Genomic DNA, 12,557 nt, shown 5'->3' with positions numbered 1-12,557 from the left:
CCCCGGCGAGCACACCCGCCCGCACCTCCAGCTCCGCGTAGGTGAGCCGCTCCTCGCCGCAGACCACCGCCACCGCGCCCGGCGTGCGCGCGACCCACTCCCCGAAGACGTCCAGCAGTGTCAGCCCGTCGAATCCACCGTCGGCCCGAACCCACTCGTCCAGCACACGGCCCCCCGCAACAGACACCGCCAACACACCTCCACGCAGAGAAAGGAAAACCTGGGAAAACACAGAAACCGGCCCGCCCCGCTTTCCGGGGAATGCGGAGCAGGCCCGGGCCGTCGGTCAGCCGAGCCGGCCGGTGCCTTCGCGCACCTGGAGCCGGCCGCCGCTCAGGTACATTCCGCCGACGCGGCCCGTGCGGGAGTCGCGGACGAAGCTGTAGAGATCGCGGGACTCGTCGCTGCCGTGCCGCGCGTCCCCCCGGGCGCCCTCCGGCTCGGTCCGCAGCCGGAAGGTCAGGCCGGGGTGCAGCTCCAGCCGGGCCGGCGGAAGCTGCGGACGGTCCAGCACCAGCCGGCCGTCGGCCTCCGCGCGGACCTTGACCGTCTCGGCGCCGGAGCTGTAGGCGCCGCACACCTCGTCGGCGGCGGCCCGCAGTGCGGCGCCGGCCAGCGGCTCCTCCCCCGCGGGCGCGGGCACCCGGCCGATCTCCCAGCCGAGCGCGGCCAACTCCTCGAACAGCTGGTTGCCCATCTGGCGGCCGGAGGTCGCGTTGGTCATGAGCGCGACGGCGGTGCCGCTCTCCGGGTGGAACCGCAGCGCGCAGGTGGCGCCGCCGGTGTTGCCGTCGTGCCCGTACCAGCGCCGCCCGGCGCCGTCGGTGTGCACGGCCAGCCCGAGGCCCCAGCCCTCGGCCAGCCCGTGGAGGGGGGCGTCGGTCACCGGCCGGCGCATCTCCTCCAGCAGCTCCGGCTCCAGGACGTCGGGGCCGTCGGCACCGTGGTGCGGCCCGGACAGGCGCAGCAGCCCGGCGGCGCTGGTCACCAGCGCCCCGGCCGGTACCAGCGCTTTCGGCAGCCCGGGCTCCTCCACGGGGTGCACGGACGAGGTGGGCAGGTGCACGGCGTGCTGGGCGGTCTGCGGGGCCGGGCCGGCGAGGCCGCCGGGGGCGTCGGGCGCGGCCCCCAGGAAGCCGGAGGGCACGCCCAGCGGCTGGAGCACGAAGGAGCGGGCCGCGTCCCACCAGCTCAGCCCGGTGACGGCCTCCAGGAGGCGGCCGGCGACGGTGTAGCCGAGGTTCGAGTAGGAGAAGACCCGTCCGGGCTCGCTCAGCAGCTCGACCCCGGCGCCGGCGGCCACGCAGGCGCGCAGGGACGGGTCGTGCTCGGTCGCGGGCATGTCGGGCAGCCCGGCGGTGTGGCTGAGCAGCTGCCGGACGGTGGACTCCCGCAGCGGGCCCGGCGCTTCGGCCAGCTCGGGCAGCAACGGGCCGATCGGGGCGTCGAGTTCGATGTCGCCGTCGCTGACGAGCTGCATCAGCAAGGTGGCGGTGACGAGTTTCGTCGTGGAACCGAGTGGAAAGAGCGTGTCGGCGGTGACGGGTTCCCCGGAGGACCGCGCCGCCACTCCGTGCAGAAACGTCCGCACCTCGCCGCGGTGCCGCACGGCGAATTGGGCACCGGGCACCAGATATTCGCGCGCAAGCCTCTCCAGGAGTGCGCTCACGTCGCTCTCCGTGGGCAACTCTCCGTGAATAGCAGCGGATTCGGACATGCAAAGCCCACCCAGGTCCAGGAATTGCGGGAACGGAAATCTGCGCGGTATCTGACTCAGCAGACGCCGGGCCAGCAAGGCTAGTCAGGGGTACCGGGCCCCTCAAACGCTGAAGTCTGGGGTTAAACCAGCAGGTGAAAAGGGGCCGGGCCGCCGCGTGGAGTGCTCCGCACCGGCGATGGTGTAGCAGGCTCCACCTTCGATACGGGATTCCGGCGGCTCGTGGCCGCCGCCGCCTCTCCCCTACGGTGAAGCCGCCGACGACCGGAAGGGCAAGAGAAATGACAACGGTACGGGGAGGGTCCGCGGCCACGATGGATACGCGGACAGCAGCCATGAGACTGGACAACGTCACGAAGACGTACGGCAAGGGGGACAACGCCGTCACGGCGCTGAGGGGCATCTCTCTGGAGGTGCCGCGCGGCACCTTCACCGCTGTCATGGGCCCGTCGGGATCCGGCAAGAGCACGTTCCTGCACTGCGTCGCCGGGCTGGACCGGCCGACGACCGGCCATGTCCACCTCGGCGACACGGAGCTGTCCGGCCTGAAGGAGGCCGCGCTGACCGCCATCCGCCGCGAGCGGATCGGCTACGTCTTCCAGGCGTACAACCTGATGTCGGCGCTGACCGTCAAGCAGAACGTCACGCTCGTGGCGCGGCTGGCCGACATGGCGGTGGACGAGGCGTGGCTGCGCGAGGTGCTGGCCCGGGTGGGGATGAGCGAGCACGTCGGCCGCAGGCCCAACCAGCTCTCCGGCGGCCAGCAGCAGCGGGTGGCGATCGCCCGCGCGCTGGTGACCCGGCCGGACGCGCTGCTGGCGGACGAGCCGACGGGCGCGCTGGACACCCGCACCAGCCAGGAGGTCCTGGGGCTGTTCCGGCAGATCGTCGACGAGATGGGGCAGACGGTCCTGATGGTGACCCACGACCCGGTCGCCGCCTCCTACGCGGACGCGGTGCTCTTCCTCGCCGACGGGCAGCTGGCCGGGCAGCTGAACCGGCCCACGCCGGCGCAGGTCGCCGAGCGCATGACGCACCTCGGCAACTGGTGAGGCGGCTGCCGTGTTCGACATCGCATGGAGCACCATCAAGAATCGCAAGGGCGGGTTCATCGCGGCGTTCATCGCCGTGATCTGCGGCTCCGCCGTCATCACCGCCTGCGGTGTGCTGTTCATGTCCGGGGTCCTCTCGGGCGTCGCGCCCGAGCGGTACGCCGGCGCGACCGTCATGGTCGGCGGACAGCAGTCGAAGGAGGTCAAGGAGAACTTCGACCCGCACTTCGCCGAGCGCGCCACCGTGCCGGCGTCCCTGGCCGACAAGGTCGCGCGCGTCGACGGTGTGAAGAAGGTCGTGGGCGACCACACGGTCGAGATGGCCCTCCAGAAAGACGACGGGAGCGCACGCGGCGCACCCGTCGAGCTGGACCACCCGCTCTACGGCCACGGCTGGTCCTCGACCGCGCTGGGCCCCTTCGAGCTGGCCGAGGGCAACCGGCCGGGCAGCGCCGGGGAGACGGTGCTGGACGCCGGGCTCGCCCGGAAGGCCGGGCTGAAGGTCGGCGACACCGCACGGCTGTCCGTGGGCACCACCGCGCACGCCTACCGCATCGTCGGCCTGGTCGACGCGCCGAACGGCCTGGACCGGCAGTCCGCCGCGTTCTTCACCGACAGCCGGGCCGCCGAACTCTCCCAGCGGCCCGACCGGTTGACGGCGATCGGCGTCCTCGGTGAGGACGGGGCCGACGGCCTCGCCGACAAGGTGAAGGAGGCCGTCGCCGGCTCCGGCGGCGTCGTCTACACCGGCGACGACGTCGGCGACCTGGAGTTCCTGGACATCGGGGAGTCCCGTGGCTTCCTGATCCCGCTGTCCGCCTCGTTCGGCGGCACCGCGCTCGCCGTCGTCATCTTCGTCGTCTCCTCCACCCTCGGCCTGGTCATCCACCAGCGCCGCCGGGAGCTGGCGATGCTGCGCGCCATCGCGGCGACACCGCGCCAGGTGCACCGGCTGATCGGCAGCGAGGTGCTGCTGGTCGGCGTCACCGGCGCCGTGCTGGGGGCCGCGCCCGGCTTCCTGGTCGCCGGGCTGCTGCGGGACGCCTTCGCGGGCGTCGGTGTGCTGCCGGAGGACTTCGAGCTGTCGTTCAATCCGCTCCCGGCCGTCGCCGCCGTCCTGTTGACCGTGCTGGGCGCGCGCCTGGCCGGGTTCATCGCCGCGTTCCGCATCGCCAAGATCCAGCCGGTGGAGGCGCTGAGCGAGTCCCAGGTGGAGAAGGACGAGCTGGGCAAGGGCCGCAAGGCCACCGGTGTCGGGCTGATCCTGCTGGGCCTGGTCGCGGCGATCGTGCTGCCGCTGGTGATCCCCGGCGAGCTGGCCGTCGCCGGAGCCGGCGGAGCGCTGGTGGTCCTCATGGTCGGCAGCGCGCTGATCGGCCCGATCCTGGTGCGCGCGGCGACGCGGCTGATGACGCCGCTGCTCAAGCGGTCCCGGGTGAGCGGCTTCCTGGCCTCGGCCAACAGCGCCGCGAACGCCCGCCGGCTGAGCAGCGCCGTCGTCCCGCTGGCGCTGGGCGCCGCGATGGCGCTGATGCAGCTGTCGATGCTGAACACCGTCGAGACGACGGCGAAGGAGCAGGCGGCCACCGGTGTCGTCTCCGACTACGTGCTCACCAGCGACACGACGGGCCTGTCGACGGACCTGGCGGAGAAGGTCCGCGCCGTCGACGGCGTGGAGACCGCCACCCCGGTGGCCCGCTCGCAGGCGATGCTCACCTACATCGAGATCGACAAGCCCAACACCAAGCCGTTCAGCGCCCAGGGCCTGGACCCGCGCGGCCTGGACCGCACGCTCGACCTGGACGTGCGCGAGGGCAGCCTCGACCAACTGCGCGGCGACACGGTGGCGCTCAGCTGGATCGCCGCCGACACGGCACGCCTGAAGGTCGGCGACACCGCGGACATGAACCTCGGCGACGGCGTGTCCAAGAAGCTGAAGGTCGTCGCGGTGTACGGCAACGGGCTCGGCTTCGGCGACGTCACCCTGCCGCACGACATGCTGACGGCGCACACCGCGAACCAGCAGGACGCGGCGCTGCTGGTGAGCACCGCCGGCGGCGGCGCGCAGCAGCGGGTGGGCGCGGAGCTGGACAAGCTGGCCGCTGCCACGCCCGGGCTGACCGTCCAGAACCCGGAGGAGTTCGGCGCCGTCCAGCAGGGCCAGTTCGCCCAGCAGTCCTGGACGAACCTCATCGCCAACGCGCTGCTGATGCTCTACGTCCTCATCGCCGTGGTGAACACGCTGGTGATGGCGACGACGGGCCGCAGCCGGGAGTTCGCCATGCTGCGCCTCATCGGCACCAGCAAGCGGCAGACCCGGCGGATGATGTTCATGGAGTCCTGGATCGTCGTGGTGACCGCGATCGTCGTCGGTGTGGCCATCGCCATCCCGCCGGCCGTGGGCAGCGCCCTGGGCCTGACGGGCCAGCCGATCCCGCACGTCCAGCCGCTGGCCTGGGGCGGTGTCGTGCTCTTCGTGGCCCTGCTGGGCTGGCTGTCGATCAGCCTGCCGACCCGCTCGGCGCTGCGTGGCCGGCCCATCGACGCGGTGTACGCGGGTGAGTGACCGCCACCCGAGGATCCGGCGGACCGCCCGCGGCTACCGCCATCTCACCGCGGGAGGCGTCGCGGGCGTCGTCTCCCTCGGCACCGGGGCGGCGTGGCTGGTGCTCGCACTGGCCGCGCTGCCCGGCGCGGGCCGCCGCGCCTGGGGGCCGCTGTCCCGCTGGACGGCGGCCCTCGCCGCGCGCGAACGCGAGCGCGCCGAGGCCCTCACCGGCACACCCCTGCCGTCCGCCTTCGCGCCCGTCACCGAGGGCGGCGGCAGCCGCCGGCTGCTGCGGCGCAACCTCGGCGACCGGGGATTCCGCCGGACGCTGGCCTGGCTGCCGGCGCACGGCTTCCTCGCCCCCGTCACCTTTCTCCTGGCGGTGGGGCAGCCGTTCAGCACCGCCGTGACGCTCCTCGTCTCCGGCCGCTGGCTGGTGGGGAACGCCACGGGCGGCGCGCGGCCGTACTCGTCCTCGTTCTTCTTCACCGTCGACTCGGCGCCGCTCGCCTGCACGGCGATGGCCCTCGACGTGGCGCTGACGCTGCTGATCTGGACGGCGGTCCCCTGGTTCGCGCGTCTCCAGGCCCGGCTGGCGCACACGCTGCTGTCCGCACACGCCAAGCCGTATCTGGCCGACCGGGTGCAGGAGCTGGCCGCGACCCGCGCGGCGGCGCTGGAGGCGCACGGGGCCGAACTGCGCCGTATCGAACGGGATCTGCACGACGGCGCACAGGCCCGGATGGCGGCCGTCGTGCTGCAACTGGGCGTCGCGGAGAAGACGTTGGAGCGCAGCCCGGAGCACACGGCCGAGCTGATCCGCCGCGCCCGGGACACGGCCACCGACTCGCTGTCGGAGCTGCGCGGCGTGGTGCGCAGCATCTACCCGCCCATCCTGAGCGACCGCGGGCTGCGCGGCGCCGTCTCGGCACTGGCCGGGCGCTGCCCCATCCCCTGCTCACTGCGGCTGGAGGACGTCGAGCGCGCCCCCGCGGCCGTGGAGGCGGCGGCCTACTTCATCATCGCCGAGTCCCTCACGAACGTGGCCAAGCACAGCGGCGCCGGGCTGGTGACGGTCCGGGTCCGGGCCGAGTCCGGCCGGCTGCGGATCCGGGTCAGCGACGACGGCCGGGGCGGCGCCGAGGAGAGCGCCGGCACGGGGCTGGCGGGCATCCGCCGCCGGGCCGAGGCGTTCGACGGCCGGGTACGGCTGACCAGCCCGGCGGGCGGACCCACGACGATCGAGGCGGAGTTGCCGTGCGCGTGGTGACCGCCGTGCGCGGGCACAGGTGTGCGGCCCGCACGCCGGTCACGCGTGCGGGCCGCACCCCCTCACGGGAAACTCAGACGCCGGAGCCCGCCTTCTCCGCCGCACCGGCCTCGCTCTCCTCCATGGCCTTGATCAGGCTGGCGGGCCGCATGTCGGTCCAGTTCTTCTCGACGTAGTCGAGGCAGGACTGGCGGGTGTCCTCGCCGAAGACGACGGTCCAGCCCGCCGGGACCTCCGCGAACGCCGGCCACAGCGAGTGCTGGTTCTCGTCGTTGACCAGCACGTAGAAGGAGCCGTTGTCGTCGTCGAACGGGTTGTCCATGAGTCTCCCCTTCGCTCATGTTCGATGGTGCCTCGGCTCCGGTCCTCTCACCGAGCGCCCCCAGGATCGTGCCGAACACCCCCACGCCCCCGCAAGATCTCAACTCCTGCCTTAACCGGGCTTGTCAGGCGGGCAGCGCGCCACCGCCCGTCTGCGGCCGACCCCTTCGGGTGACCTGCCACCATGCGCCCTTCCCGCCCCCCTCGCCGCCCGTCCTACCGTCATCGGCACGACACAGCCGATCCACCCAGGAGATGCCATGCTCGCTCCCCGCATCGCCGTGGCCGGGAACGACGGCGGCAAGCATGCCGGCCCGCCGGACGATCAGCCCTGGCCGGTGCCGGACGAGGAACCCAGCCCGGACGGCAGCCGCCCCCAGGAACCCGCCCCGTGACCACACGCCCCGCACGGGCCCGCACACGACAGGTCGCGCTCGCCGGAATGCTGGCCGAGCGCGGCCTGCTCTCCCCGCAGTGGCGCGCCGTCTGGGAGCAGACACCGCGGCACCACTTCGTACCGGACCCGGCCTGGAGACAACTGCGGCGCGGCTGCGAGCCGGTGACCGGCCGGGAGCGGATGGACCTGATCTACAGCGACGAGCCCGTCGTCACGCAGCTGGACAACGGTGAGCCGGACGGGCCCGGCATCGCCACGTCCTCCAACAGCATGCCCTCGATGGTCGCCCGGCAGCTCGACGCCCTGGACGTCCGGCCGGGCCACCGCGTGCTGGAGATCGGCACGGCCACCGGCTACGTGGCCGCCCTGCTGTGCCGGCGAGTGGGCGAGCGGAACGTGTTCTCCGTGGAGATCGACGGCGTGCTCGCCGCACGGGCGCGCGCCAACCTCGACAGAGCGGGGCTGAGCCCCACCCTCCGGGTCGCCGACGGCGAAACGGGCCTGTCCGCCCACGCGCCGTACGACCGGATCCTGTCCACGTGCGCACTGCGCGAGGTGCCGCACTCCCTGGCCCGCCAACTCGCCCCGGGCGGTGTGCTGGTGGCGCCGATGACCGATGTCTTCTACGGCGGCGCCACCGTGCGCCTGACCCGGCAGGACAACGGGAACCTCTCCGGCCGGTTCTTCCACGGCGCCTCGTACATGCCCATGCGCTCCCACCGGCTGGAGAAGCCGGGGCCGCCGGACACCTCCACGGCGCGGCGCCGGGAGACGGACACCGCCCCGGAGCGGCTCCATCCGCTGGGCTTCGCCCTGTACGGCAGCGCCCGTCTGCCGGGCGTGCGGATGACACACGGGTTCCACCAGGGCGTGCGGACCGTGTGGCTCCAGGACGAGCACGGTTCGGCGGCCGTGGCCGGCGGCGGGACGGTGACGGTGTACGGCCCGCGGGACCTGTGGGCGGAGGCCGAGGAGGTCGAGACGGAGTACACCGCCCTCGGCCGCCCGGACACCACGTCGTTCGGCCTGACGATCACACCACACGGCCACCACCTGTGGCTGCACACCCCGACGGAGCCGCTCCCCGCGAGGTCGCGGCGCTCGCCGGCCGGGTGACCGCTCACCGTCCGGGTAGAGCGGCGCGGCGGACGCGTGGCTCGCTTCCCCCTGGCCCCGGTCCTCTCAGCGGGGACTACCCGCGTGCCTCGGCGGACGCGGACATCCGGTGCACGAACGAGGCCCACGCGGCCGACGGCACGACGAGCACCGGACCGCCCTCGTCCTTGGAGTCCCGCACACCGACACACCCGGCCAGGACCGCGACTTCCACGCAGGCACCGCCGGTGTCGTTGCTGTAGGAGGACTTGAACCAGGCGTATTCCTCGGCCACTTCAACGGCCGGCGTCTTGGTATCGATGGCTGCCTCCACTCTCGTGTGATGTCTTCCGGGACCCGGCCGGGCGGGCCGGGGCAGAGCGCGGGGTACGTCGTGCCTGTCGGAGGGGCCGGTCGGCGCCACCGGCCTGTGGTCACCTGTAGCCGTAGCGCGGAGACGCGGCAACCCGCCCGGGCTCTGAGCGCCTCCGAGCGCTCAACACCGCCGGCGTCGACCTCAGTTGCCGAAAATCCCGCACCGCGCCGCCGACACGAAAGCCTGGAACGCCTCCGGAGCGCAGAGCAGCGCCGGGCCCGCTGGGTCCTTGGAGTCCCGGACGTGGATCGCGCTGGTCGTCTGGGCGATCTCCACGCACTGCCCTTGCTCCCCGCCGCTGTGGGACGACTTCCACCAGGTCAGGCCGCTCTTCTCATCGGTACGGGTGCAGCCGGTCATGAAAAGTTCTCCTCAAGGTGAAGGTTGATGCGATCCCGCGACTCTTCCGCGGAGAGCGCGAGTTCGGCGATCTTCTCGAAAACGACCGAGAGGGCGCTCACTTCAGCTGGTTCGTCCAGGAAGCTGCCGCCCAGGGAGCTGTCGATGGAGACGGCAGCGGGCCAGGGATGGCGGAAGTGCAAGATTGTCATGGCTTGGTTGGCAGCCGCGTAGGCGGGGACGTCCACCGGGACGATCTGGATGGTGATGTGGGGCTGTCCGGCGTCGTCGGCCAACTTGCGCAGCTGTTCCTTCATCACTCCCGGAGCTCTGGGGAATCGGTGCAAAAGGGCAGCTTCCGAGATCAGCGCGTGGAGGCGGACCGGATCCCCGGGACGGTGCAGGACTTCCTGCCGCGCCATCCGGATCGCGCTCAGCATGCCGGACAGCTCCCGGTTGTCAGGGTGGAGCGGTCCGTTGAAGATCTCCCTGACGTATCCGGGCGCCTGGAACAGGCCGGGGATGATCGCCGGGTGCTGAACCTGGATACTCGTCGCCTTCGACTCCAGGATCACGAAGTCGAGGAGCGCGTCGGAGATCCGTCCGACGTAAGGGGCCCACCAGCCGGACTTCAGCGACTCGTTGGAAGCTGCGGTCAACTCCCGGACCGCCTCCTCATCCCCGTGGATGCCATACGTCTCCAGCATCTTGCGGATGTCGCCTTCGGAGACTCGGTAGATACCTCTTTCGATACGACCTTGTCGCGTGGAGTCCCAACCGAGTTGTTTGGCGGCTGCGCCGGGCCCCAGGCCGGCCTGTTCACGGAAATCGCGCAGCAAGCCGCCTACGCGACGCCTCATGACAGGCGGAGGGAGCTTCCTCTGAGTCATGGGGAGCATTCTGGCAGTCGCGGGAAACATTGGCGATACAGACAGGTGTTCCCTCAACTCGCGGATTTCTCGCTCGATATTGCGCATCAGCGCTCGATGGGAGCAAGCTGTGACTCCGACGGGTCGTGACGCTGTGTCGCCATCTGGTTACACAGGACCGGGTGGTTCGTCGTGTCCCAGGGCCAGGTTCCCTCCTGGCCCGAGGAAAGCCGTTCGCCCCGACCGTGCAGGGAGCAGCAGAGACGGCCCCACTCATGGGCGCCGTGCTCGGGGCAGTCCCGCGCGGACGGCCACCACATCCTCAGAGAAGCCGAGGCCACGCTGCGCCAGACCACCACCCCCCACGAGCGCCCGGGCCGGACGGACCAGGTGCCCCGCCTCACCGCCGCCTTCCCCGCGACACGGCAGCAGGTCCCGCGGATGCGGCAGATCGCACGGGGCTGGCTGGAGCGGTGGGCGTTGCCGGCGGTGGTGGTGGGGGACGCCGAGTTGGTCGTCTCCGAGTTGGGGACGAACGCCGTCGAGCACGGCCGGGGTCCCGTCGGGCTGACGCTCGCGCACCTGCCGGGCGTGCTCCGGATCGAGGTCACCGACCGGTCGTCGACGCCCGCCCGGCCGCGCACGGTCGCCGCCGACGCCGAGTCCGGGCGCGGCCTGTTCCTCGTGGACGCCCTCGCCGGCGCGTGGGGAGTCAGCCGGGACGGGACCGTCACCTGGGCCGAGCTGCCGGTTGCGGACGACGGGGGCCGGCAGCGCGCCGAACCGGCGGGCGGGTGGTCACCGGGTGTCACGTCCACGTTTCAGTGACGGCTGAACCATTGGCTCCCGCGCCCGAGTCGGGCTAGGTTCCGTCCGGGAAGACGGACATGTGGCGCTCCGGAGGCCATCTCCGGGGAGAACGGGGGACACAGTGCCGATCAGCACGGTGAACGGGATCAGGCTCAGCTACGACGTGTCGGGCAAGGGCGATCCCGTCGTCATGGTCATGGGGACGGGCGCGGGTGGACGGGCCTGGCATCTGCACCAGGTGCCGGCGCTGGTGGCCGCCGGGTACCAGGTCGTCACCTTCGACAACCGGGGCATCCCGCCGACCGATGTGTGCGCCGAGGGCTTCACCGTGCACGACCTCGTCGCCGACACCGCCGGCCTCGTGGAGCATCTGGGCATCGGCCCCTGCCGGTTCGTCGGCACCTCGCTGGGCGCCCACATCGTCCAGGAACTGTGCCTGGCCCGGCCGGAGTTGGTGACGCAGGCCGCGCTGCTGGCGACGAGGGGCCGCAAGGACACCATGCGCCGGGCGCGCGACCGGGCGGAGCTGGAGCTGTTCGACAGCGGCATCGAGGTGCCCGCGAGCTACGCGGCCACCGTGCGCGCCATGGAGTTCCTCTCGCCCGCGACGCTCAACTCCGACCGCGATCTCCAGGACTGGCTCGACCTGTTCGAGATGTCGCCGACCTCGGCGGGCCCCGGCTACCGGGCACAGCTCGGCGTCACGATGGAGCCGGGCCGGCTGGAGGCGTACCGGGCCATCCGGGCGCACTGCCTGGTGGTCGGCTTCGCGGACGATCTCGTCCTTCCGCCGCATCTGGCCCGCGAGGTCGCCGACGTCATTCCGCGTGCGCGCTACACGGAAATCAAGAACGCGGGCCACTACGGCTACATGGAGCGGCCCGACGAGGTGAACGAGGAACTGATCCGGTTCTTCTCGGAGCCTTACTGACAGGTTTCGATAATCAGCGTTCGACAATGCGCGGAAAACTTCCGGGAGTTCGCGGAAGGGCGCAGCGGAGGGCACGGCGGAACGCGGAATTCCAGCCATCGCGGGCCGTCAACGGGCCCGTACCGGCCGAAGAACGCGTTCCGGTTGACCGCACGTCACACCAGGGATCAGGCCGTACGGAACCCTGGATTCCTGTGTCTCAGGTCGCTTTCCGCGCACGAAAGTTGCGCTCCTGTGACCCTCATGCTTCGCTGTGTAGGGATGGGCGGCACAGACGGCTTTTCCCGGCGCGCGCGGCCCGTGCCGCGCACCGGCGGAAAGGGCCCGAAGGCCACCTCCCATTCGGCACATGAGAACTTCACATCCGCACGGTGATTCCGACACTGTCTGGACCGTGGGCCCTCTGTGCAGAATCGCCGCCGGCGTTCCGTGCCGACCGACAAGGGGTGATCACCGTGCGGACCACCGCACCCCCCTTACCCCGGCCCGGCACCTCGGCGACCGCGGCCCACCGGGCGCGCACGACCAGCGCCCGCTCCGAGTAGGACACGCACCACGGGGGAGAGCACGTTCATGGGGGACGAGAACGAGCAGCCGGCCACGGCCGGCGGTGTGCGCACCGGCATTCCGGGCGGCCACCCGAGTACCGGCCGACAGGCCCCGCGCCCGCCCGTCCGCGCGCCGGCCCGGCCAGGCCAGGCGCCCGACGACCGCCTCACCGGCACCTCACCCCCGGCGCCGGCCGGGCACCGCGCAGCGCCGCGGGCCGAACAGCTCACTTCTCTCCCGCTGTTCGCGTAGCCCCCGACTCCACATAGTCTTCACCTGGGCG

At 72.0% G+C, this 12,557-nt stretch carries 13 protein-coding genes; 7 read left to right on the top strand and 6 right to left on the bottom strand.

Annotated elements, in window-relative coordinates; translation table 11 throughout:
* Both SCA03_RS31415 and SCA03_RS31410 read right to left on the bottom strand, forming a co-directional pair.
* On the bottom strand, window positions 1-187 hold a 187-nt coding region (locus SCA03_RS31415; protein WP_141275785.1), incomplete at its 3' end, for a hypothetical protein.
* Window positions 188-286: 99 nt separating this feature from the next.
* Window positions 287-1,669 carry a serine hydrolase domain-containing protein gene (locus tag SCA03_RS31410; protein WP_158102277.1) on the bottom strand — a complete coding sequence of 461 codons (1,383 nt, stop codon included), beginning with the start codon at window positions 1,667-1,669 and terminating at the stop codon, window positions 287-289.
* A 383-nt stretch (window positions 1,670-2,052) separates the two neighbouring features.
* On the opposite strand from SCA03_RS31410, the gene SCA03_RS31405 reads away from it, so the two are divergent.
* The 3 genes from SCA03_RS31405 to SCA03_RS36595 are packed head-to-tail and all read left to right on the top strand — an operon-like array spanning window position 2,053 to window position 6,587.
* On the top strand, window positions 2,053-2,769 hold the full coding sequence (locus SCA03_RS31405; RefSeq protein ID WP_030896078.1) for an ABC transporter ATP-binding protein: 717 nt from the start codon (window positions 2,053-2,055) through the stop codon (window positions 2,767-2,769).
* A 10-nt stretch (window positions 2,770-2,779) separates the two neighbouring features.
* On the top strand, window positions 2,780-5,335 hold the full coding sequence (locus SCA03_RS31400; RefSeq protein ID WP_086815213.1) for an ABC transporter permease: 2,556 nt from the start codon (window positions 2,780-2,782) through the stop codon (window positions 5,333-5,335).
* Window positions 5,328-6,587 carry a sensor histidine kinase gene (locus SCA03_RS36595; protein ID WP_230989029.1) on the top strand — a complete coding sequence of 420 codons (1,260 nt, stop codon included), beginning with the start codon at window positions 5,328-5,330 and terminating at the stop codon, window positions 6,585-6,587. Before SCA03_RS31400 ends, SCA03_RS36595 begins: the two co-directional genes overlap by 8 nt.
* Window positions 6,588-6,660: 73 nt before the next feature.
* Here the strand turns inward: SCA03_RS36595 and SCA03_RS31390 are convergent, their stop codons facing one another.
* Window positions 6,661-6,909 (bottom strand): MbtH family protein, encoded by a 249-nt coding sequence (locus tag SCA03_RS31390; protein ID WP_030891033.1) that lies wholly within the window; start codon window positions 6,907-6,909, stop codon window positions 6,661-6,663.
* A 259-nt stretch (window positions 6,910-7,168) separates the two neighbouring features.
* Here SCA03_RS31390 and SCA03_RS36915 point away from each other — a divergent pair, with 259 nt between their 5' ends.
* Together SCA03_RS36915 and SCA03_RS31385 are read left to right on the top strand one after the other, a co-directional pair.
* Window positions 7,169-7,303: a hypothetical protein gene (locus SCA03_RS36915; protein ID WP_268932844.1), complete on the top strand. Its 135-nt coding sequence runs from the start codon at window positions 7,169-7,171 to the stop codon at window positions 7,301-7,303.
* A complete protein-coding gene (locus tag SCA03_RS31385; RefSeq protein ID WP_230989028.1) occupies window positions 7,300-8,421 on the top strand; it encodes a methyltransferase domain-containing protein in 1,122 nt (373 codons plus the stop codon). The genes SCA03_RS36915 and SCA03_RS31385 overlap by 4 nt, the downstream gene beginning before the upstream one ends.
* A 76-nt stretch (window positions 8,422-8,497) precedes the next feature.
* Here the strand turns inward: SCA03_RS31385 and SCA03_RS31380 are convergent, their stop codons facing one another.
* The 3 genes from SCA03_RS31380 to SCA03_RS31370 form a co-directional block, all read right to left on the bottom strand.
* Entirely contained in the window at window positions 8,498-8,734 is a 237-nt protein-coding gene (locus SCA03_RS31380; RefSeq protein WP_230989027.1) for a DUF397 domain-containing protein, read from the bottom strand.
* A 183-nt stretch (window positions 8,735-8,917) separates the two neighbouring features.
* Entirely contained in the window at window positions 8,918-9,136 is a 219-nt protein-coding gene (locus SCA03_RS31375; RefSeq protein ID WP_086815215.1) for a DUF397 domain-containing protein, read from the bottom strand.
* Window positions 9,133-9,954, bottom strand: coding sequence for a helix-turn-helix domain-containing protein (locus SCA03_RS31370; protein ID WP_158102278.1), 822 nt, complete (start codon window positions 9,952-9,954; stop codon window positions 9,133-9,135). Before SCA03_RS31370 ends, SCA03_RS31375 begins: the two co-directional genes overlap by 4 nt.
* A gap of 222 nt (window positions 9,955-10,176) precedes the next feature.
* Between SCA03_RS31370 and SCA03_RS31365 the strand changes: the two genes are divergently transcribed.
* Window positions 10,177-10,812 (top strand): ATP-binding protein, encoded by a 636-nt coding sequence (locus SCA03_RS31365; protein WP_308698467.1) that lies wholly within the window; start codon window positions 10,177-10,179, stop codon window positions 10,810-10,812.
* 103 nt (window positions 10,813-10,915) lie between these two features.
* Entirely contained in the window at window positions 10,916-11,725 is an 810-nt protein-coding gene (locus SCA03_RS31360; RefSeq protein WP_030891016.1) for an alpha/beta fold hydrolase, read from the top strand.
* Window positions 11,726-12,557 lie beyond the last annotated feature (832 nt).

The organism is Streptomyces cacaoi (genome assembly GCF_006539165.1).
In the GTDB taxonomy this organism is placed as follows: Bacteria; Actinomycetota; Actinomycetes; order Streptomycetales; family Streptomycetaceae; genus Streptomyces; species Streptomyces cacaoi.
This window is presented reverse-complemented; position numbering and strand designations above follow the sequence as displayed.

Bases quoted from the DNA above. Each gene is read 5' to 3' on its own strand.
- SCA03_RS31390 (WP_030891033.1), bottom strand. From the start codon at position 6,909: ATGGACAACCCGTTCGACGACGACAACGGCTCCTTCTACGTGCTGGTC.
- SCA03_RS36915 (WP_268932844.1), top strand. From the start codon at position 7,169: ATGCTCGCTCCCCGCATCGCCGTGGCCGGGAACGACGGCGGCAAGCAT.
- SCA03_RS31405 (WP_030896078.1), top strand. From the start codon at position 2,053: ATGAGACTGGACAACGTCACGAAGACGTACGGCAAGGGGGACAACGCC.
- SCA03_RS31375 (WP_086815215.1), bottom strand. From the start codon at position 9,136: ATGACCGGCTGCACCCGTACCGATGAGAAGAGCGGCCTGACCTGGTGG.